Source organism: Bacillus cereus, assembly GCF_007678085.1.
Taxonomy (GTDB): domain Bacteria; phylum Bacillota; class Bacilli; order Bacillales; family Bacillaceae_G; genus Bacillus_A; species Bacillus_A cereus_BE.
This window is the reverse complement of record NZ_VEDW01000006.1, coordinates 76,654-97,799: the sequence shown is the minus strand read 5'-3', so window position 1 is coordinate 97,799 and position 21,146 is coordinate 76,654. Positions and strand designations below refer to the sequence as shown.

Below are 21,146 nucleotides of genomic sequence, written 5' to 3'. Positions count from 1 at the left end.
AGTAAATAGCATAAGTTGTGTACGTAAACCAAAGGAAAAAGTTTTCTTCTCCTTTTCCATTTCTCATTCCTCCTCTTAAATAATATACATACTATCTATATATTATTATCCATATTTTCCTTATAGAAAGATATATTGATTTTTATTTTTTTGTTTACATATTCATTACATTACTTTTTCTGTATATAAAGTTAAAATAATTTATAATTTTATTTAGATGCCAATCATATATTCAACTAAATAATTTAAGGTTAGGTGATTCTATGTTAAAAATTTTATATCGTTTAAATGTTATAAACAGATTAATATTATTAGTAGCCGTACCGATTCTTTCCATATTAATTATTAGCGTTGTAAATTATATAAATTTACAACAAATGCACAAACAGCTTCAAACAGTATATGTTGATCGTCTACAACCTATTAAATGGCTAGGATCTATTGAGAGCAGCATGTATCAAGAGTTTAGTTATGTAAAAGAACTCCTTATTACGGAAGATGAGAATCGACGTACTACAATTTTAAATAAATTAAATGATACAAATAAAGAAACCGAAAAATTACAAGCTCAATACGAAAATACATATATAACAGGTGAAGAAAAAAAACTCCTCAATCAATATAAAGAAAAGCTAGAAAACTATAAAAAACATCGAGCTCAAATGCTTGATCTCATTAAAGAGAATAAACTTAATCAAGCATATTCATTTTACCTAACTACAGTTGACCCTAATTTATCAGCTACAGTAGATGCTTTAAAAAATCTTAGTGATTATAACGAAAAATTAGCTGAAAGTGTGTATAATGACAGCCAACACTCTTATAAGCAAGTGATAAGCGTAACAATTATTTTATTCATTGCATGTTTAGTTCTTTGCATTCTTATCTCCTTATTTACTGCTAAATCTATTATTAATCCAATTAATTCGTTACGAAGCATAATGAATACAGCCGGCAAAGGAGATTTAACTATTACAGTGCCAAAACAATATCATCATGAATTTGGTCATATGTTTAATAGTTTCGATCAAATGATATTAAATTTACAGCAAATTATTAACAATGTGATTCAAACAAGCGCAAAAGTCAAAAGCTCTACAAACCACATTGTTGAAACAGCAACTGTTTCCTCTTCTACTATGGATAACATTGCAAATACAATGAAACAGTTGTCTCATCATATTAATGATCAGTCTGCAAATATTAAAGATAGTTCTACAGCAATGGATGAAATAGCAAATGGAGTGCAAAGCATAGCTGAATCTTCTACAACAATTTCAAACTTAGCTATTTCTACTTCTGATAAGGCAAATGTAGGAACCGAAATCATTGAAAAGTCCATTTCTCAAATGACAACTATCCATACTGTCATGGATGAAATATATAAAGTAGTAGATCAATTAGTTGTTCGTACACAAGATATCGATAAAGCATTACAAACTATTACTTACATTTCTGAACAAACAAATCTATTATCTTTAAACGCGGCAATTGAATCTGCTCGCGCCGGTGAACATGGAAAAGGATTTGCAGTTGTGTCTGAAGAAGTCCGTAAACTTGCTGAACAATCAAAACAAGCAGCTACAGATATTACAAAACTAAACTTACTCGTTCAAAATGATACAAAAGATGTAGTCAATGTTATGAGGAAAGGGCAACAAGAAATTCAAGAAGGCATTCATGCTGTCCAAAATGCAAAATTAGCATTCCATACTATTGTGAATCATATTAAGGAGGTTACAGATCAAATACAAGATATAACAGCAAGTGCAGAAGAAATGTCAGCAAGCTCTGAAGAAATAAATAGTGCACTTATTAATATCTCTTCAATTTCACAAAATATAGTTTGAGAGACTAATTATACATCCCAATCTTCACAATCCCAGTCGGTATCAATACAGGATATTACAAATATGTCTCTTCAAATGCAAAAACTTGTTGAAGAATTAGAAGCATTCGCAACTCAATTTAAAATTAAAAACTTGTAAACACTGGAGAGACCACCTAATTTAGGTGGTTTTTCTATTTGAATTATACATTCAGATTTACTTATATAAGAACTGTCCCTCGAAAAAAATGAAGGATTCTGACAATTTGTGGCTAATAACAGAAATAAGGGGCAACATTTGTAAAATATATTTTTGACTGGGGGTTTTGTATGATTCAGGTTCGAAATCTAGTAAAATCATTCGGCTCACTTGATGTTTTAAAAGGAATTGATTTAGAAGTACAAGAAAAAGAAGTTGTTGTTTTAATTGGTGCCAGTGGTTCTGGTAAAAGTACATTACTTCGCTGTCTTAATTTTTTGGAAATGTACGATGAAGGTGAAATTCACTTACAAGGTGAACGAATTGATCCAAAACATTCAAATTTAAACAAAGTCCGTGAAAATGTCGGTATGGTTTTTCAGCACTTTAACCTCTTTCCCCATATGACCTCACTAGAAAACATCATAGAGGCACCTATCCATGTAAAAAAATTAGAAGCAGCAAATGCAAAGGATATCGGAAATCAGCTTTTGCAAAAAGTCGGCCTACAAGATAAAGCAGATGTAACGCCCCACCTCCTGTCAGGTGGTCAAAAACAGCGTATTGCCATTGCGCGGGCTCTTGCTATGAATCCTAAAATTATGCTATTTGATGAACCTACCTCAGCCTTAGACCCTGAACTTGTTGGAGAAGTATTGCAAGTTATGAAAGAACTTGCTGAAGAAGGAATGACCATGGTTATTGTTACTCATGAAATGAATTTCGCAAGAGATGTAGCTGATCGCGTCATTTTTATGGATGATGGAAAAATTGTAGAGGACGCTCCGCCGGCGCAATTCTTTTCAGCTCCATCACATGAACGAGCAAAACAATTTTTACGCAACGTTTTATAATGTAACTTCTGTTTCAAACGAAAAGAAATACATTCATACGGTGCACAACTAATTGTCCAAATAAAATATCTCAGTAACATACTTAAAACCATCCGTATGATCAATATATAGGAGGGGTTTTATGAAAAGAAAACTATTAACCATTGTTGCGAGTATTACATTATGTACATCCTTCATACTAGGAGCCTGTAGCAAGGAAAGCTCTACTACTTCTTCAAATGGTGAAAAAGAATTTCGTTATGCGATGAGTGGCTTATATAAACCTTTTAACTATAAAGAAAATGATGGAAAGCTTGCCGGTTTTGATGTGGAAATTGGTGAGGCACTTGCGAAAAAAATGAATATGAAACCAACTCCTATTACAAATCCGTGGGAAACGCTAATTCAAGGTCTACAATCGAAAAAATATGATGCAATATTGGGCAGTATGGCAATTACAGAAGAACGATTAAAAGCTGTTAATTTCTCCAATCCTTATTATCGTTCTGGTGCCCAAATTTTTGTAGCTAAAAAGAATACATCTATCTCTTCTCCAGAAGATTTGAAAGGTAAGAAAATTGGTGTTGTAAAAGCTAGTACCTTTAAAGACCTTGTTGCAAAACATACAGATCAAATTACAGAATATGATAGCGATATTACTGCACTTATGGACTTAGAGCCTGGACGTATTGATGCAGTAATCACTGATCAAATGGTTGGTTTACGCATGATCAAAGAAGGTAAATCAAATATAAAAGAAGCTGGAAAACCATTAAATCTTGATGAAATGGGAATTGCTATTCGGAAAGATGATAAAGAAATGGTTGAGAAAGTAAATAAAGCTTTAGATGAAATTATTAAAGATGGTACGTATGAAAAAATCAGTAAAAAATGGTTTGGGCGTAATATTCTCGGTGAAGAGGAAAAAACAAAGTAAATTTGCTAGTCAAATGTTTCATACATTATGCCCCACTTTTTATGTGGGGTATTTCATTCCCTACCAAAATCCATACAATATGAGGTGACACATATGTTTGAAATTTTCATGTCTACTTATCCCACACTCTTAAAGGCTACTATTGTCACATTACAATTAACATTAACTTCCCTAGTACTCGGTTCACTAATTGGATTACTATTCGCTTTTTTTCGAATCTCTAGCAATAAGATTTTAAATAGTATTGCTCATGTATATATCGCCATTATTCGCGGTACACCTTTAATTGTTCAAATTGCCATTCTCTATTTTGGGATTACATCCGTTGTTGTTTTCACTCCTTTTTGGGCAGGAGCAATTGCTTTAGCAATCCATAACGGTGCATATATTACTGAAATTTTCCGCGGATCCATTCAATCTGTCGACCGTGGACAATTAGAAGCCGCTCGCTCTCTAGGTATGCCTTACCCTTTAGCAATGCGCCGTATTATATTGCCGCAAGCATTTCGTCAATCTCTTCCTCCTTTAGGAAATCAGTTTATTATTGGATTAAAGGATTCTTCGCTCGTTGCATATGTAGGATTGTCCGAATTATGGGGATCAGGTTTATCAATTGCTGCAGGTAACTTCCAACAATTAGATACATACATAATCGTTGGTTTATATTACCTCGTACTTGTTCTTCTATTTACTTATTTTGTTAATCTTTTAGAGAAACGATTACAAAGAAAAGAAACAAATTCAGTTCAATTTAGCAAAAAGAATAAAAAAGAAGTCTCTTTATAAAAAAAAGCAAGCCTGAATGGCTTGCTTTTTCACTGCAAAATATATCAATTTTTACTGATTTATTTTTTTAATACTCTCTTCTTCCTCTATATGTTCCTCACGATATGAAATATTATGAGGATCTAGTCCATTTCCTAAAGAACCATAGAAATGCTCTCTATGCGGATCCACTAATTCACTTCCTTGATAATACACACGTGGTGTATTCCATAGCGCTGCCAAAGCTTTTGTCATTGGCATCTCATGATAGCGTTCCGGCCACATTTCTTTAATTTTATCTTTTACTAACGGATAGTATTTAGAGCTCATAGCAGGGAACAAATGGTGTTCCGTATGATATGAGAAATTGAAATGTAAAACGTCTACCCAACGCGGCACTGTTACTGATAAACAGTTTGCTAACGGATCATTTACTGGAACAATTGGATTTAAGCGGTGATTTGTTGCGATATATGCCATTACAATAAAGTTAGCAATTAACAACGGAATCACATATGCAAATAACCATTTTCCTGGTCCCATAATAAACAATAAACTAATCCAAACTGTCCAAGGCAAAAGAAGTTGAAGCCATACAGATTTTTGATTGGATGACTTAAATTCTTTTATAAAATGAAAGAACATTCGAGTCGAATGCAATGTAAATTGAATGGTTAATGACAGAAAACTAAAGAATGAACGTACATGAAGAGGCATACGATATACCCAGCTCAAAAACTTACTTTTCTTAAGCTTCTCAAGTGTCGGCCATGCATCTGGATCATTCTCTTCATGTTGTGTATGAACGTGATGCGTTGCATTATGCCACTTTCTCCAAAGTTTAGGACCTGTTGATAATGGCATAAATGCAATCGCGCCTAAAAAATCACGGAGCCATGCTTTTCTTACAACAGTTCCATGTAAAATTTCATGCCCTAAAAACCCAAGTGAAGCAAAACATAATCCAAGAACAATCGCAATTCCTAGATTAGCCCACACATTCAATTCAAATACACCAATCGATATTAACCCCGCCAATGCCACAAGCAAATAAGCCAGTCCACCAAATAAACGAGTAGGAACTGGTTTAAATGCTTTTTTCGGCAAATGTGGTGATACACGTGCTGCATACCACCCAAACGTATGAAGCTCCTTCATCCTTTTGCCCCTTTCTTCTGCCGCGCCTTGCGCAACTTACATCTATCAATTCTTGTTTCCAGATTGATTTTACTAGGTGATCAAAAAAGCATCTATTATAAGGAAAATATACTCACTCTATCGTCACTTATTTTTCGCTTTTATTATCAATGAAAAACATTTCTCTTTTTACTCTCTATCAACCTTTCCACATGATGAATCATATCAATAGAATTTCTATATTGTCAACAACTTTTATGACCTAGTAATAAAAGTTGGTTATATTTTTATAATTATACTTTATTTCACTAAAGAAAAAACATAGATTTTATAAGGTTTTACCCATTACACCTATACATACACTGACATACTATAGACTCTATTTTATTCAAGAACCTTCGGTATAAACAACAAATAAACTCGCCTGAATCTAGCTTTACACAACTACTCCCTCTTCATACCGACAACATTAAATAATTATATTAAAATAATTTCATCTTTCTTTTAATAAAAATAGGCTCTCTCTAAAACAGCACACATGAATTTTATATATTATGGAAATATTAAAAGGAAAATTGTTCTAAAATCGGGAGGTTTCTATAATGACAAGCGATACATTTCCACAATTCCCATTATCTTATTGGATTGAATCTACTCAAATCCCTACTTTTCCCCCTTTATCCGAAAATGTAAAAACGAAAGTTGCTGTTATCGGTGCTGGTATTACAGGTATTACTACTGCCTATTTACTTGCGAAAGAAGGCATCGATGTTGTTTTAATTGATTCTGGTCTTATTTTAAACGGAACAACTGGGCATACAACAGCAAAGGTAACAGCTCAACATGATCTAATTTATGATGAATTAATAAATCATTTCGGTTTGGAAAAAGCCGGGCTTTACTATGAAGCAAATAATCATGCTCTACAATTTATTAATAAAACTGTGCAAACATATAAAATCGACTGTAATTTCTCAAATGAAGATTCATATTTATATACAACTACTGATAATGGATTAAGAAATTTATCGAAAGAATATGAAGCCTATCAAAAATTAAATATACCTTGTGACTATGTTCAATCTCTATCGATTCCAATTCCAGTACAATCTGCACTTGTCATGAAAAATCAAGCACAATTCCATCCCCTTCTTTATTTGAAAACACTTTTAGAAAAGTTTGTGGAGATGGGCGGAAAAGTTTATGAACAAACTACAGCTATTGATGTGGAAAAGGGTGATTATCCACAAGTCATTACAAAGGGCGGACATCGCATCACTTGTGAATATGTTGTCTCTTGTTCACATTTTCCTTTTTATGATGCGAATAGCTTTTTCTTTACGCGAATGTATGCTCAACGATCTTATGCTCTAGCAATCAAAGCAAAAACGGATTATCCAGGTGGCATGTATTTAAGTATTGATGATCCAAAACGTTCCTTACGCTATACAACAAACAATGGTGAAAAATTAATTTTAATCGGCGGAGAAAGTCATAAAACAGGACAAGGAATAAACACGATGCTTCATTACGAAGCACTTTATTCTTTTGCGGAAGCAACGTTTGGAGTAGATGAAGTTCCCTATAGATGGTCAGCACAAGATTTAATCACGCTAGATAAGCTCCCTTATATTGGACATATTAACGAGAGTAATCCAAATATATTTGTTGCAACTGGATATCGTAAATGGGGAATGACAACTGGAACCGCTGCTGCTCATTTACTGAAAGACTCCATTCTAAAAGTCCACAGTCCTTATAAAGAACTGTATGCACCATCACGCTTCCATGCAAATCCAGATATAAAAACGTTCCTCTCCCAAAACATCGATGTTGCGAAACATTTAATTGAAGGAAAGATTGAAACTGCATTACGTAAACCAGAAGATCTCGAAGTTGGTGAAGGATCTGTCGTACATGTTAACGGGAAACGAGCAGGTGCTTATAAAGACAAAGATGGAAAATTACATATTGTCGATACAACTTGTACACATCTCGGCTGCGAAGTTGAATGGAATAATGGTGATTGTACTTGGGACTGTCCTTGCCACGGTTCCCGCTTTTCAATTGAGGGCAATGTTATGGAAGGTCCAGCAGATCAACCGTTAAAACGAGTTGATCTCGAGTAGACAATACAATATGACTTAGCGTAGGATTTTTACTTATCCTCCTTTGCGGGTCTTATCTCAGCTATATCTGTTTTTTATTCCGACAAAATAAAAAAGAGCACAAACTCACTTGTGCTCTTTTTCATATACTGCAAACAACATATCTCGAAACAATGTATTTAAACTCTCAATATCAATCCCTGATCTCTTTTCAATTCCTTTTACATATTGCTCATAGTACCGAATTTGTTCTTCTAAAAATTGATTCAAAACCTCAATTTTTAATCCAATATCTAATTCAGTACCTGCCTTTTTCTTTATTAATAACTGTTCAATTTCATCTAATACGCTACGTTCTAATGATAATTCTGTAATCAATCGATTGAATTCTACAGGTGGTAAAGTCTCTTTCTCCTCTAGCCACTTACAAGCTAAAATAGGACGCAATACATAAAAGTACTTTTTCAATTTTACATTCTCACCTTGCAAAAATTCACGATAATTTTTTGAAGCCATATGTAAGTAATGATATATCGTTGCTTTTGGATCAAAGTGCTTATCACTCATTTGCTGAAGCTGTTCTGGAAAATGAGTGTTTTTCGAATAAAAAATCGGTGATCGAATCCATTCAAGTAAAGCTGGGTTTGATTTTGAAAATAGTTGTAACGCCTTTTTAATATCCCATCCGCTTATATCTAAATCATCACTAATCGGATACTCAATTACATCTCGCTTATCACGAATTGATAAATACCACTCTACCGGATGCATATAAACAAATCTAACATCATAATCACTATCTTTCGATGGAAATCCCCAAGCACGGCTCCCTGATTCCACTGCAAATAAAATTTTCACTTCATTCTCTTTTTCAATTCTTGCTAACTCCGCTCTAATTTTCTCTCTCATTTTATACCCTCTCCATTTTTTGATTATTTCCTTGGAAATTCGACAAATATACAACTAAGTTTACTACATACTAAAATAGCTGTCAGAAAATTCCCGACAGCCTACCAAAATCCCTTATTTTTTACTTGTTCTTTTCTGTTACACTAACCGCAATTTGTTCAAACTCTTTTTGAATCTCCTCTTTATATGCATCTACTTTTGAAAAATCCATAGCAGCAATATAAATTCGTTCTAATTTATCACGAACTGATTTCGCTTTCGCTAAGAAAGACATCGCCTCATTCATTTTTGCTTTATATTGAATCGACACGTCGCGAATTTCTTTCGCATACTTCTCATCTGTCCCTGGTGTCACAATCAGTGCATACATATCTATAATTTCATCACCTTCGCGGCTCGGAAAATATTCATGTGGTGCGGTACTATCAAAAATTGCAAATCCTAATTCTCTGACGATAACCATATCAAGACTATTCGGATCAAATCCACAATGATATACTTCAACTTCAAAGCCTTTTTCTTCTGCTGCCTTAGCTAATTTTTTGAGCATTGTTGATTTCCCAGAGCCTGGGCGTCCTTTTATAAAATAACGATGTGCTAATCCTTCTGTTAAATTAGGAACAAAATCCACTGCTCCTTTCGGTGTAGCTGCCCCTAAAAAACGATGTTTTACAAGCGATTGTTTCCCGCCTTTATCTGTAAATAGCTTCTGAATCAGCTGATTGGTTAATTCATTGGCTTTATTAAAATCAATGTTACTGATATATATTTTCTCCCACTCATCATGTATAATTAGCGCCTCGTGAAAACAAGCGTAAGCAGTTTGAAAAGCTTTGCTTGCTTCTGAAACAAATCGTTCAATCTCTACCTTCTGTTTTCTTAATTTATCTGAGTCCCAAGCAACCCCTAAGTTGATATACTCCTCAACAACTCCTGGCATTTTCGGCTCAATAACATGCGGTGATGTTCCATCAACAATTCCTACTTTTAACTTCGTGATAATTACACCATCAACTGATTTATTATCAGAAGAACAGTGTAAAAATTCAATATCATATCCTTTTTCAACCCACTCACGACCTATTGCCTTGATTAAAGAAGATTTCCCGGTTCCAGGACCACCCTTTAAAATAAACAACCTGTTTAGCCCTTTTAAATTCTCTTCGTATAAATTATGAAATCCTCTAGCTGTATTTCCACCAGCGTAATAATTCAATACATTCCCTGTCACTGCACTCACTCCTTCGCAGCATTCTATTTACATAAGCTACAATATGCGAGTAGCTTTATTTGGGTGAATACCTATTTTGTATTGCACAAAAAAAGGAAATGAATTACAATTTAAATATAATAAATATTCAGAATTTAAAAACTTAATATATCTTTATCAAGAGAGGCAGAGGGACCGGCCCTTTGAAGCCCAGCAACCTCAGTTTATACAAACTGAATAGGTGCTAATTCCTGCAAAATGCATTGCATTTTGAAAGATAACACGTAACTATTGTGTGCAAAACTCATCTTTCTTGATTACGAAAGGTGGGTTTTTCTATTTTAAAACATATATTGGAGGTATTTAAAGTGAAAGTAATTGACCTATCGCAAACATTTGAAAACAATATGTCTCAATTCCCAGGAACACCAAAAATCAATTTAGGAGCCATTACAAGCGTTGAAGAGACAGGCTATCAAGTTACAGATTTTCATTCTGTCGTTCATGTTGGCACGCATTGTGATGCTCCTGCTCATTTCATTTCAGGCGCAACGACTATTGATCAATTACCCCTTGATCAATTTGTAGGCGAAGCCGTTCTTATCGATGTAACCCATGTTCAAGAGAGAAAGTTACGTAAGGAAGTATTAAATAATATTGATATACAAGAAGGGGATATTGTTATTTTCCATTCCAATCTATCTACTAAATGGAATACAGAAGCGTATGAGCAAGAAGCTTTTTATCTTTCTGAAGAATTAGCCGAGGAATTAGTTCAATTAAAAGTAAAATCGGTTGGTTTAGATTTCATCTCTCCTGATGAGGTAACGACAGAAACATCACCGATTCATCACATACTACTTGGGAATAATATTTATTTAATTGAAAACTTAACAAACTTAGATGCGATTAACACGAAACGTTTCTTTTTCTCAGCGGCACCTTTAAAAATTAAAGATAGCGACGGTGCTTTTGCAAGGGCATTCGCTGTAATTTTTTAAACAAACTATACAAAAAAAGCAAAGATCATCATTGACCTTTGCTTCTATTTTTTTTATTTAAACTAAGAAAGAATTGCTCAACACGAGGACGTAACCAAGCTAAATAATCTTTCTCTTTTTTCTTTGTACAAGCTATTTCTTCCCCATCTACCATTCCGACAAGCTCTAGCTCTAACAGTTGCCTCGTAAATGCTAACATATTTATTTCTTCGTCTGGATACTCTTCTTTTAATTTCTCCTCAATTTCCCCCAATAAAAAACCGTCACGCATCATTGCCAATGCATCAATCCAAAGTGGCGGCATTTCATATTTTTCTCCTGTAATTGTATCTTTTACAATATAATTCTTTTGCTCTTTTCGAAATTGAATCGTGTGTAAACATACAGTCGAATTTAATGTTAATTCCATCATACCACCTCTTTCATAATATCTGCATAGAAAAAAGGATGCGCGTGCACCCCTTCTTTTCCTAACACTACCGAACCGTTACATGAATAACAAATCTCATGTCGATATTTTCCTCCATTATAAACGAAGTATTTTATAAAAAAAACCCTTCTTGAAACATTTTATAAAATGTTTATATTTACACAACAAGAACACTTTTCTGAAAAATATTTTCTTCTAGCACATTATACTGTCGGTAAAGACATTTCCACTTTCGTTCCTATTCCCACGCTACTTTGAATTGCGATACTTCCTTGATGTTCCTTAATAATTTTATATGTAATCATTAATCCAAGTCCCGTTCCATTCTCCTTTGTTGTATAAAAAGCCTGCCCAACCTTCTCTAGCTTCTCCTTCTCTATACCAAAGCCTTGGTCTTCAGCAGACATACACAAATGCCCTTCCGTTTTTAATAATATTTAATAACACTTGTTTACTTGTTAATCATCACCATTTATAACAGGTAGTTTCCCATCTACTTGCAAATGAAATCTCACTCTATATTGCGCTGCATAACTTTCCATTAGCTGTACAACATATAAAAGGATTGCTCGTATATTACACCATTCATAATTTATTGGCTTTAGTTTCCCTAACACATCCGTTAATTTTTTTAAATACTTTTAAAGCTTCTCTTTCCTCATAAAGTAAGCTTATAACTTTGTTCATATAAATACTCTTCATGATCAATACAAAAACTCTACATATTATCTTACTTTCAGAGCAATATGTAACCTTATAATGCGAAAAGGAAGGAGATTTCTCCTTCCTTTTCGTCACAACTTATATCCATCTTACCCGATCATGTAACAATCCATCCGTGAAATCATTTTCCCCCACTACAAAATCCTTCATATATAAATTCAAATATTCTCCGTACTTGCTTTCTGTATTTAATAATAATTCCTCTACATAATAGGCACCTTGTTTAAAGTTATCGAACAGTAAACTACACAAGCCAGCATAAATTCCACATCCTACTTGGAAGTAAGTCGCATTCGTTTTATATTTATGAAAAACTTGACTGCTATTCATCACGTTATACATATATGTCTCGCTATTTTCATAAACGAGTAATACACCGACTAGATCCTCGCCCGCAATCTTTTCTTCGGCTGGATTAAATACTTTACGATTCCAGTTCCATAGATCTTCTACCTTATCTAAATTCTGTCTAATTATATTTGTTGTATACTCGTTAATTCGGTAAAGGAACCCAACTTCCATGTTAAAGTTTTTCCCTAAAATTAAAACTTCCTCATGTGGCATTAAACAACCATAAAACTCTTTCTTTCCCAACTTTACTTTATACTCTGAAGCATATACATCTTCATAAAAATAAAGAGGACGATGATGACTCATATACATCGGGTAACTCCATATCGCTTCATCTAGAAATCGCTCTACTGCCCATGAAGCATAAAGCGTATGAGGCTTTATAAGTGCTGTATCATTTAAAAATGACGTATCATGTTCTACTATATAGCATGCTTTTGGCTTTTCATTTGGACGTTCCTTCATAAGTTCAACAACCATCCATTGAACAACACCTGGGTTCATACCTGAGCCTATAATTGCTTTTGTATTTGTAAATTTCTCTTTTTCCTTCTCAAAACGCGTATATCTTTCCGTAAGCTGAAAGCCAATTAAACTATCGTCCTGATCTACTGCCTCATTTTCCAAAGCTGAATTAATGTAACAAATTCCAAGTTCATTACAACAGCTTAATACTCTGATTGTATCTGCCCCTGAAACATCAATAACAACGCTCGTACCACTTTCTTTTAAATGCTGTTTAAATGTCACTACATCTTGGAGGTCTATTTCAGATAAAAACAATTGCTCTTTTAAATTTGGAAACAACTCATCATAATAAGTCCTATCTTTTTGTTTTATATCAACCAAATGAAATGTAACATTCTTTATCGATTCATAAATCGGGTCTTTTTCATTTACTATCGCTTGATTTAAAATTGCTAAAACTGCTTTTGCTGCTCCACCAGCACTACCAAGTAATGTAATCGATAACGAATTTGGAAACTGCTCCACAAACAAAACCCCTTTAATATATTAGTTGAACAGTTCTCCCTCCAAAAAATAAATCGAATATATGAAAAATGGCTCGTACATATTTTTATAATGTTGCACAAGATTAGCCATTCATAGATAAAGCTAACATATTTATACTCAATTCATTTTTCCCCCTCATATTCAAATCGAGCTAAACAAATAGGCTCGACCTTTTCTTCTGCATATAAAAGAAAAAGCCAGCCCTTTCAACTAGTCTACGGACAATGGACAGATTTCACATGTTGAATATTCATATACATTTTTGCATCACGTGCTTTTAATATTTCAATATGCCCCTCATCAATCTTTGCCATCTTTCCGATTTTATTAGATTCCTCACCTAAATCAAATACCATGATTTTGCCAGCCATTTTAATAAGCTGTTCTTCAAATGTTCTAGCTAACGTAATATTTAGTGGATTCACGGGGAGTTCATTTTTATTGAGGGCATAAGGGACTTGATTTTCTTTATATGGAATTAACCATTTCAAATGCTTTAAAGATATATATACTGTTTTATAAACTGGACTATAAAAAACGATATAATCGTTCATTACACTTGTAACATAACCGTGTATTGGAGCATTTCCTGCTACATAAACTTCTGTAAAAATTCCTTTAGAAGTACTTAATACTTTCCTCAAAGAAATGGAAGGGGATTCCCTCTTAATTACAGAATCAACATCAGGTTTTGATATTTCTTCATCATGCGGTCTTAAAAATTTATAATATTGGACATGGTATAAAGATATATATACGTAATCTTGTCCATTGTAAAGAACAACAATATCATTTCCTACGTCTATTAATACACCTTTAAATCTTTGTTCGCCGATTAATTTAACATATATATTTTCTCCAATACTTTTGTTTAACTCATTCATCTATATCCTCCTTCCTATGAAATTACAATTTCCCTTTCTTTTATTCTAAAAATAATCAGGGGCAATGTTCTGTCTTCTAATAGTAAGAAATCCTTTTTCATATATCTAAAAATAATTACAGAGAAATATGAAATTATTCTTCACTTTCAATCATAATGCCCCTTTTATTTATTAAACATTATTCTTCTTCATTCTTTTTGTTTTTAACTATTTGACTCACACTCTTAATATGGGAATTAATCACATAAATGACCTCATCACCGTTAACTAGTGTAATATTTCCATCATGTATATCACTTAATAAACCTTCCACACACTCTGGTCCACCACGATTAATCTTTATCCATTTATACTTCAAGTCATTTAATACATCTAAAAAAGTATCTTCTTCCGCATAAAAACATGAACCATATTCTCCTTGTGCCTCTTTCACTTTTCTGACTAGACTTTTCACATGTTTCAGCTGATAATACACTAATTCTCCATGAGGTAATTGTAGTGTAAGGTAATCTTTTCCTAACAATGACAGTACACCCACTCGACTTTCCGGTCCACGAAGATTTACCTTTACATTCTCACCAACTAAACCTTTGATTTGATCACAGCATAATACATCCTTCAAATTCATACCCTCCTTTCTGTTTTATCTTCCTCTACTTGATTGTCTTAGTGCGCGAGCTCGATTTGAATTATTGCTATTTTCATTACTTTTCTCATTGCTACTCTCATCACTACTCTCATCACTCTCTCCACTTACCGTTGCATTATAATTAACACTCTTAATATGAGATAGTGCAATTAATACAACTTCTTCTTTAATAATCAATGTTACATAACCGCCAGAAACATCTTGTAAAATACCTTCAATTTTCTCTGGTCCACCACGGTTAATTTTCACCCAGCGGTATTTGAAGCTTTGAAGTAGCGTTTCAAAGTCTTCTGCAATGTCTTCTGCCACCCATTCTAAATCACCTACTCCACCATCTTTCGTATTTTGGGTAATGCTTTTTAGATGGCGAAGCTGGTAGTAATGGCTCTCTCCTTTTTCATTCTCTAATCCGAAGTAGTCCACACCTAATGATACTATTGTTCCTTTTTGAGATTCTGGACCACCTCTGTTTACTCTCACAAAAGATCCAATTAAGTCTTTCAAAAAATCCCAATGAAATAAACTCACGAGAAAACCCCTTCCATTAATTTATAAGCTTTTGCACTGATAGTATATGTATCTGTACAGGTTACGTTCTCTATGTTTGTCCTAGCTAGAAAAAAATATGCTTTTAACATGGTAGACTACTACCTATCAAAATTCGAAGAAATGCTAAGAGCTCCTTAGGCTTTTGATATCTTTAAACAAAAAAATCCCGTATGAAGATACATTTCTGCATATCTTCATACGGGATTTCCCATCGTTCAATCTTCGTCTTTAACATCCATATCTTCTGGAATTGGTTCGTTCAATATTTCTTCCACTAATTGCTTATATTTCTCCATTTGTTCTAAATGTGTATTGAATTGTTCTTTATTTAATAAATACTGCTCTCCATCAAATAGTGCACGAATTTTCTTTTGCTGGATTAGCTCTTCAATATACGACTTTGGTAAATTCAAATACTCCGCAGCTTCCTCTACTGTTATATACAACGCGTTCATTCCTTTATTATTTTTTCATATATACTGTATCTTACTTTATTTTTGTAAACAAATAAAAAAGATTTTGTAAATGCAATTTAAAAAGAAGGTGGATGCATTCCATATATTGTATAATAATATAGTAAGGATTTTTTAAATATAGAATGGTATTACCCATTTACACAAAGGAGAGTTAACATATGGCTACTCGTCACATCATTACAATGTTAGAAAAAACATTACAAGTTGAAACAGAAAACACGATTTCTCATTTAACTACATCTTTATCTGATCGTATTCTTTCTCAAAGCGCATCAATACATGAAAACAATTGTTACCATACAATTGCAGAATGGTATAAAAATCATTTTTTATTCCAACAAGATGATTTCCTTTGGGCTAAATACGCTTTCTATGACGCATATTGTGAAGCTATAAAGGAACAAGGACATCTTACAAAACGCGTCCGTCAAATATTAGAATCATTAGCTCGAATGCATGGAAAACAGTACATTGCCTCTATATTAAATATGCCGTTTCCTAACGAACGAGCTAAAGGGACAGCATAATGTAATACTGTTCTGCGTCAGCAAAACATAGATTCATTGTTTTCTAGGCAGATTTACAAATAAAACGTTCATATCACATGAACTGATGAAACCGGTGTCATTATAATGATTGAAAATATAGTAAACAGGAAAACCCCCATTTACCTCTCTCGTCACTCGAATAGAGAAGTAAATGGGGGTATACTTGTTTCTTTATTATTTCATCATCTGCTTGATCAATTCACGATTTCTCTTCTTAAATACTTCATTATGCGAAGAAACCATTCCGTACTCACTTGCATCTGGTTGAATAAATTGTTTTGCTTTATTTACAGCATTTCCAGCATCTTGGAATGCTCCCGCAATTAAGTGTAATTTCCCTTCATGCTTTAAAATATCTCCCGCAGCATATAATCCATCTACGGAAGACTCACTATTCGCATTACCTGCAATATAATAATTGTCTATAATTGCAACGTCTAACTCACTATTTTCTAATAATGTAATGTCACGTTCATATCCGTGGTTAATAATAACTTCATCAATAGACAAATGAGATACTTCACCCGTCTCATGATTCGTTAATTCTACATATTCAATCGCTTCATGGTTATCACCAGCAATGAGTTTTGTAATCGATGTATTAAAGAAACACTCCGCTGAGCTGTTCAGCAGTTGTTTTACTTGTGCTTCATGACCTGATAATTCTTCTTTTCTATATGTTACATACACTTTTTTCGCAATTGGTTCTAATTCATTTGCCCAATCAACAGCTGAATTTCCTCCACCGGAAATAATGACCATCTTACCTTTGAAACGCTTTAAAGATTTCACTGTATAATTTAAATTAGATACTTCAAATCGCTCAGCACCTTCAATTGATAACTTTTGTGGTTTCAATATACCACTTCCAGTTGCGACGATAACTGTTTTTGAAAAATGTTCTTCTCCATCGCTTGCTTTTAACGTAAAAGTGCCATCTTCGTTACGAATAATCGATTCTACTTTTGTATTTAATACCACTTCTGGCTTAAATGTTAGCCCTTGCTGTACAAGTTGTTCAATTAATTTATCACCTGTAACTGGCAATAGCCCTCCTACATCCCAAATCATCTTCTCTGGATAAACATGTATTTTTCCACCTAACTGTGGCTGAAATTCTATTATTTTCGTTTTCATCTCTCTGAGTCCGCTATAAAAAGCTGAATAAAGCCCTGCAGGCCCTCCGCCTATCACAGTTACATCAAACAATTCTTCTTGATTCATTCGTGTCACTCCTCAGCTACTAGTTATTGATTATCATTCTCAATAAAATATAACCTGTTTCCGCAAAATTTACAATCAAAATTACTATTGACAATACACCTATATAAAATTATATTATTTAAAGAATCAATAGTGATAATCATTATCAATTTGTTAATAATTAGCAAATTTGAGATTACATCTTCTTTTATTAATATGGTTAATACTATATTATAAAATCTCATATTCAAGATTTTCAATGAATATTTTGCATTACCACTACTCATTCAAAAAGATCGCAGTTAAACAAATTATTATATACACATATCATCTATGTTAAAGGAGAAAGACGATGAAAAAGTTATTTATTTCACTAACAGTTCTTTTCGTTCTTGTTATGAGTGCTTGTAGCAATGGCTCTACAGACAAAAAGAACGATGCAAAAGGTAGTAAATCAGAAACAATTACATACCAATCTGAAAATGGTAAAGTAGAAGTTCCTGCAAATCCAAAACGCGTTGTTGTTTTATCATCATTCGCTGGTAACGTAATGTCATTAGGAGTAAATCTTGTTGGGGTAGATTCATGGTCTAAACAAAACCCACGTTTTGATAGCAAACTTAAAGATGTTGCTGAAGTATCAGATGAAAATGTTGAAAAAATCGCTGAACTAAATCCAGATTTAATCATTGGATTATCAAATATTAAAAATGTTGATAAGTTAAAGAAAATCGCTCCTACTGTAACATACACTTACGGAAAAGTTGATTACTTAACACAGCATTTAGAAATCGGTAAGTTATTAAACAAAGAAAAAGAAGCAAAAACTTGGGTTGATGACTTCAAGAAACGTGCACAAGACGCTGGTAAAGAAATTAAAGCAAAAATAGGTGAAGATGCAACAGTTTCTGTTGTAGAAAACTTCAACAAACAGCTTTATGTATACGGCGAGAACTGGGGCCGTGGAACAGAAATTCTGTACCAAGAAATGAAATTAAAAATGCCTGAAAAAGTAAAAGAAAAAGCATTAAAAGAAGGTTACTACGCATTATCTACTGAGGTATTACCTGAGTTTGCTGGTGATTACTTAATCGTAAGTAAGAACAAAGATACTGATAACTCATTCCAAGAGACAGAATCATATAAAAACATCCCAGCAGTAAAAAATAATCGCGTATACGAAGCAAACATGATGGAATTCTATTTCAATGATCCACTTACATTAGATTTCCAACTAGACTTCTTCAAGAAGAGCTTTCTTGGTAAATAATACAAACATGAGGAATTCTTAATTTAAGAATTCCTCTTCCTTTATTCTATGAACAGAAAAGATGTGAAACGAATGACAAAAGATCAAGACAATCCACGTTCTATAGCTTTTACATACAAACTCATGTTGAGCATAATTGCATTCTTTCTTATTTTTATGGTGGCAATGGTATTAGGTGCTGCAGATACTTCAATAAAAGACGTATGGTTAGCACTCACATCCTCCGCTAAAGGGGACAAAATATCTATTATTCGTGAGATTCGTTTACCACGTGAAGTAGCTGCTATTTTTGTAGGAGCTGGACTTGCTGTTTCTGGAGCAATTATGCAAGGATTAACACGAAATCCACTTGCAGATCCTGGATTATTAGGATTATCTGGTGGAGCAAATGCTGCACTTGCGTTAACGCTAGCCTTCAATCCTTCCATCAGCTATCTTTACTTAACATTTGCTTGCTTTATCGGGGCTGCAATTGGCGCAATTATGGTATTTGGCATTGGCATGGTGAAAAAAGGTGGACTCTCTCCTCTTCGAATTGTATTAGCTGGTGCTGCTGTTTCAGCATTTTTGCTTGCAATTTCAGAAGGTGTCGGCATTTATTTTAAAATTTCACAAGAGGTATCACTTTGGACTGCTGGGGGCGTAATTGGAACAACTTGGGGCCAATTAAAAATTATTATTCCAGTCATTTCAATTAGTATCTTTATCGCTATCTTACTAGCAAAAAAATTGACAGTTCTTAGTTTCAGTGAAGAAGTTGCTATTGGACTAGGTCAAAAAATTATTGTTATTAAAACCATTCTATTTATCATTATTATCTTACTTGCTGGTGCGTCTGTAGCACTTGTCGGAAATATGGCATTTATCGGCTTAATGGTACCTCACATGGTACGCCCAATTGTCGGTCCAGATTACCGATTTGTTATACCGATGTCAGCAATTGCTGGGGCTTCCTTTATGCTACTTGCAGATACAATTGGACGTACGATTAACGCTCCGTACGAAACGCCAGTTGCCGCTATTGTCGCAATTGTAGGGCTACCATTCTTCCTATTCGTTGTACGTAAAGGAGGAAAAACATTCTCATGATGCAATCTATTCTAAGAAAACAACGTCTTATTATACTCGCTTTACTAATACTGACCCTCACCACCATTGTAGTTGGAATGGGACTTGGTGCAGCATCTTTATCTTATGATCGACTACTCCCAACATTAATGGGACAAGGGACTTTTAAAGAGGAGTTTGTTTTATACTCTTTAAGACTACCTAGAATTGTTATTACATTATTAGCTGGTATGGCTCTCGCTTTATCAGGGGCTATCTTTCAAGGAATTACTCGAAATGATTTAGCTGAACCTGGTATTCTCGGTATCAACTCTGGGGCCGGTGTTGCTGTCGCTATTTTCTTTTTATACTTTCCAATAGATGTAGGTTCATTTCTTTACTTACTACCTGTCGTTGGATTTATCGGGGCATTTCTGACAGCTGTTCTAATTTACGTATTTTCATATAGTAAATCAACTGGACTTCAGCCGGTGCGATTAACATTAACCGGTATCGGTTTTTCATTTGCACTATCTGGAATGATGATTGTCCTGATTTCATCCGCTGATCGTATGAAAGTAGACTTTATCGCCAAATGGATTGCCGGAAATATTTGGGGTGATGACTGGGTCTTCGTTTTAGCAATGCTCCCATGGTTAATCGTATTAATTCCGTTCGTTTTCTATAAAGCAAATCGATTAAACATTCTAGCATTAAACGAACCAGTCGCAATCGGCGTTGGAATTGAAATCGAAAAAGAACGCCGATACTTATTAGTTGCAGCCGTTGCACTTGCAGCTGCCGCTGTTTCCGTAACAGGAGGAATTAGCTTTATTGGCCTAATGGCTCCTCATATCGCGAAATCTTTAGTAGGTCCAAGACATCAAATCTTCATGCCTATCGCCGTTTTAATCGGCGGATGGCTATTGCTATTAGCAGATACAATTGGACGAAATATCGTTGAACCTAATGGCATTCCAGCAGGTATTGTCGTTGCTTTAATTGGTGCTCCTTACTTTATGTATTTGTTGCTTAAGAAAGCGTAAGAAACACCCTCAAGATTTTTTCTTGAGGG

20 protein-coding genes, 1 pseudogene and 1 riboswitch are annotated in these 21,146 nt (G+C 34.0%); of the genes and pseudogenes, 10 read left to right on the top strand and 11 right to left on the bottom strand.

Features of this window, described 5'->3' with window-relative positions:
* Positions 1-263: 263 nt before the first annotated feature.
* From FS742_RS23810 to FS742_RS23795, 4 genes are all read left to right on the top strand, one after another.
* Entirely contained in the window at positions 264-1,850 is a 1,587-nt protein-coding gene (locus FS742_RS23810; RefSeq protein WP_395940400.1) for a methyl-accepting chemotaxis protein, read from the top strand.
* A gap of 308 nt (positions 1,851-2,158) precedes the next feature.
* Complete coding sequence (locus FS742_RS23805) at positions 2,159-2,881, top strand: amino acid ABC transporter ATP-binding protein (protein WP_144615511.1); 723 nt, start codon at positions 2,159-2,161, stop codon at positions 2,879-2,881.
* A 121-nt stretch (positions 2,882-3,002) separates the two neighbouring features.
* Positions 3,003-3,797 carry an ABC transporter substrate-binding protein gene (locus tag FS742_RS23800; protein WP_144615509.1) on the top strand — a complete coding sequence of 265 codons (795 nt, stop codon included), beginning with the start codon at positions 3,003-3,005 and terminating at the stop codon, positions 3,795-3,797.
* Between the two features lie 93 nt (positions 3,798-3,890).
* On the top strand, positions 3,891-4,583 hold the full coding sequence (locus FS742_RS23795; protein WP_000461617.1) for an amino acid ABC transporter permease: 693 nt from the start codon (positions 3,891-3,893) through the stop codon (positions 4,581-4,583).
* Between the two features lie 51 nt (positions 4,584-4,634).
* Here the strand turns inward: FS742_RS23795 and desB are convergent, their stop codons facing one another.
* Positions 4,635-5,720, bottom strand: coding sequence for a Delta(10) desaturase DesB (gene desB / locus FS742_RS23790; protein ID WP_098258448.1), 1,086 nt, complete (start codon positions 5,718-5,720; stop codon positions 4,635-4,637).
* A 581-nt stretch (positions 5,721-6,301) separates the two neighbouring features.
* Between desB and FS742_RS23785 the strand changes: the two genes are divergently transcribed.
* Entirely contained in the window at positions 6,302-7,828 is a 1,527-nt protein-coding gene (locus FS742_RS23785; RefSeq protein WP_144615507.1) for an FAD-dependent oxidoreductase, read from the top strand.
* A 105-nt stretch (positions 7,829-7,933) separates the two neighbouring features.
* Here FS742_RS23785 and FS742_RS23780 read toward each other — a convergent pair whose 3' ends face one another.
* Together FS742_RS23780 and FS742_RS23775 are read right to left on the bottom strand one after the other, a co-directional pair.
* Entirely contained in the window at positions 7,934-8,716 is a 783-nt protein-coding gene (locus FS742_RS23780; RefSeq protein WP_144615505.1) for a nucleotidyltransferase domain-containing protein, read from the bottom strand.
* A 121-nt stretch (positions 8,717-8,837) separates the two neighbouring features.
* A complete protein-coding gene (locus tag FS742_RS23775; protein WP_144615503.1) occupies positions 8,838-9,947 on the bottom strand; it encodes a PRK06851 family protein in 1,110 nt (369 codons plus the stop codon).
* Positions 9,948-10,097: 150 nt separating this feature from the next.
* Positions 10,098-10,210, top strand: a riboswitch (SAM riboswitch).
* A gap of 84 nt (positions 10,211-10,294) precedes the next feature.
* Between FS742_RS23775 and FS742_RS23770 the strand changes: the two genes are divergently transcribed.
* Positions 10,295-10,927, top strand: a complete 633-nt coding sequence (locus FS742_RS23770) for a cyclase family protein (RefSeq protein ID WP_144615501.1) — start codon at positions 10,295-10,297, stop codon at positions 10,925-10,927.
* 28 nt (positions 10,928-10,955) lie between these two features.
* On the opposite strand, the gene FS742_RS23765 is transcribed toward FS742_RS23770, so the two are convergent.
* The 7 genes and pseudogenes from FS742_RS23765 to FS742_RS23730 form a co-directional block, all read right to left on the bottom strand.
* A complete protein-coding gene (locus tag FS742_RS23765; RefSeq protein ID WP_000424111.1) occupies positions 10,956-11,336 on the bottom strand; it encodes a hypothetical protein in 381 nt (126 codons plus the stop codon).
* Positions 11,337-11,560: 224 nt separating this feature from the next.
* A pseudogene (locus FS742_RS23760) lies at positions 11,561-11,974 on the bottom strand (ATP-binding protein); the annotation flags it as partial.
* Positions 11,975-12,158: 184 nt separating this feature from the next.
* A complete protein-coding gene (locus FS742_RS23750) occupies positions 12,159-13,424 on the bottom strand; it encodes an S-adenosylmethionine decarboxylase related protein (protein WP_144615497.1) in 1,266 nt (421 codons plus the stop codon).
* Between the two features lie 236 nt (positions 13,425-13,660).
* A complete protein-coding gene (locus FS742_RS23745) occupies positions 13,661-14,329 on the bottom strand; it encodes a DUF2642 domain-containing protein (protein ID WP_144615495.1) in 669 nt (222 codons plus the stop codon).
* Positions 14,330-14,507: 178 nt separating this feature from the next.
* Complete coding sequence (locus FS742_RS23740) at positions 14,508-14,951, bottom strand: hypothetical protein (protein WP_048529342.1); 444 nt, start codon at positions 14,949-14,951, stop codon at positions 14,508-14,510.
* A 21-nt stretch (positions 14,952-14,972) separates the two neighbouring features.
* A complete protein-coding gene (locus FS742_RS23735; protein ID WP_144615493.1) occupies positions 14,973-15,506 on the bottom strand; it encodes an LSm family protein in 534 nt (177 codons plus the stop codon).
* 236 nt (positions 15,507-15,742) lie between these two features.
* Complete coding sequence (locus tag FS742_RS23730; RefSeq protein ID WP_000993176.1) at positions 15,743-15,982, bottom strand: helix-turn-helix domain-containing protein; 240 nt, start codon at positions 15,980-15,982, stop codon at positions 15,743-15,745.
* 179 nt (positions 15,983-16,161) lie between these two features.
* Between FS742_RS23730 and FS742_RS23725 the strand changes: the two genes are divergently transcribed.
* On the top strand, positions 16,162-16,530 hold the full coding sequence (locus FS742_RS23725) for a hypothetical protein (protein WP_144615491.1): 369 nt from the start codon (positions 16,162-16,164) through the stop codon (positions 16,528-16,530).
* Between the two features lie 195 nt (positions 16,531-16,725).
* On the opposite strand, the gene FS742_RS23715 is transcribed toward FS742_RS23725, so the two are convergent.
* Complete coding sequence (locus FS742_RS23715; protein WP_144615489.1) at positions 16,726-17,775, bottom strand: NAD(P)/FAD-dependent oxidoreductase; 1,050 nt, start codon at positions 17,773-17,775, stop codon at positions 16,726-16,728.
* Positions 17,776-18,106: 331 nt separating this feature from the next.
* Here FS742_RS23715 and FS742_RS23705 point away from each other — a divergent pair, with 331 nt between their 5' ends.
* From FS742_RS23705 to FS742_RS23695, 3 genes are read left to right on the top strand one after another with little or no spacing between them, the layout of a single operon-like run.
* Positions 18,107-19,024, top strand: coding sequence for an iron-hydroxamate ABC transporter substrate-binding protein (locus tag FS742_RS23705; protein WP_000732577.1), 918 nt, complete (start codon positions 18,107-18,109; stop codon positions 19,022-19,024).
* Positions 19,025-19,072: 48 nt separating this feature from the next.
* On the top strand, positions 19,073-20,113 hold the full coding sequence (locus FS742_RS23700) for a FecCD family ABC transporter permease (protein WP_144615487.1): 1,041 nt from the start codon (positions 19,073-19,075) through the stop codon (positions 20,111-20,113).
* Positions 20,110-21,117 carry a FecCD family ABC transporter permease gene (locus FS742_RS23695; protein WP_144615485.1) on the top strand — a complete coding sequence of 336 codons (1,008 nt, stop codon included), beginning with the start codon at positions 20,110-20,112 and terminating at the stop codon, positions 21,115-21,117. The genes FS742_RS23700 and FS742_RS23695 overlap by 4 nt, the downstream gene beginning before the upstream one ends.
* Positions 21,118-21,146 lie beyond the last annotated feature (29 nt).

Bases quoted from the DNA above. Each gene is read 5' to 3' on its own strand.
- FS742_RS23765 (WP_000424111.1), bottom strand. From the start codon at position 11,336: ATGGAATTAACATTAAATTCGACTGTATGTTTACACACGATTCAATTT.
- FS742_RS23780 (WP_144615505.1), bottom strand. From the start codon at position 8,716: ATGAGAGAGAAAATTAGAGCGGAGTTAGCAAGAATTGAAAAAGAGAAT.
- FS742_RS23700 (WP_144615487.1), top strand. From the start codon at position 19,073: ATGAACAGAAAAGATGTGAAACGAATGACAAAAGATCAAGACAATCCA.
- desB (WP_098258448.1), bottom strand. From the start codon at position 5,720: ATGAAGGAGCTTCATACGTTTGGGTGGTATGCAGCACGTGTATCACCA.
- FS742_RS23795 (WP_000461617.1), top strand. From the start codon at position 3,891: ATGTTTGAAATTTTCATGTCTACTTATCCCACACTCTTAAAGGCTACT.
- FS742_RS23785 (WP_144615507.1), top strand. From the start codon at position 6,302: ATGACAAGCGATACATTTCCACAATTCCCATTATCTTATTGGATTGAA.
- FS742_RS23805 (WP_144615511.1), top strand. From the start codon at position 2,159: ATGATTCAGGTTCGAAATCTAGTAAAATCATTCGGCTCACTTGATGTT.
- FS742_RS23800 (WP_144615509.1), top strand. From the start codon at position 3,003: ATGAAAAGAAAACTATTAACCATTGTTGCGAGTATTACATTATGTACA.
- FS742_RS23745 (WP_144615495.1), bottom strand. From the start codon at position 14,329: ATGAATGAGTTAAACAAAAGTATTGGAGAAAATATATATGTTAAATTA.
- FS742_RS23695 (WP_144615485.1), top strand. From the start codon at position 20,110: ATGATGCAATCTATTCTAAGAAAACAACGTCTTATTATACTCGCTTTA.
- FS742_RS23705 (WP_000732577.1), top strand. From the start codon at position 18,107: ATGAAAAAGTTATTTATTTCACTAACAGTTCTTTTCGTTCTTGTTATG.
- FS742_RS23715 (WP_144615489.1), bottom strand. From the start codon at position 17,775: ATGAATCAAGAAGAATTGTTTGATGTAACTGTGATAGGCGGAGGGCCT.
- FS742_RS23730 (WP_000993176.1), bottom strand. From the start codon at position 15,982: ATGAACGCGTTGTATATAACAGTAGAGGAAGCTGCGGAGTATTTGAAT.
- FS742_RS23810 (WP_395940400.1), top strand. From the start codon at position 264: ATGTTAAAAATTTTATATCGTTTAAATGTTATAAACAGATTAATATTA.
- FS742_RS23725 (WP_144615491.1), top strand. From the start codon at position 16,162: ATGGCTACTCGTCACATCATTACAATGTTAGAAAAAACATTACAAGTT.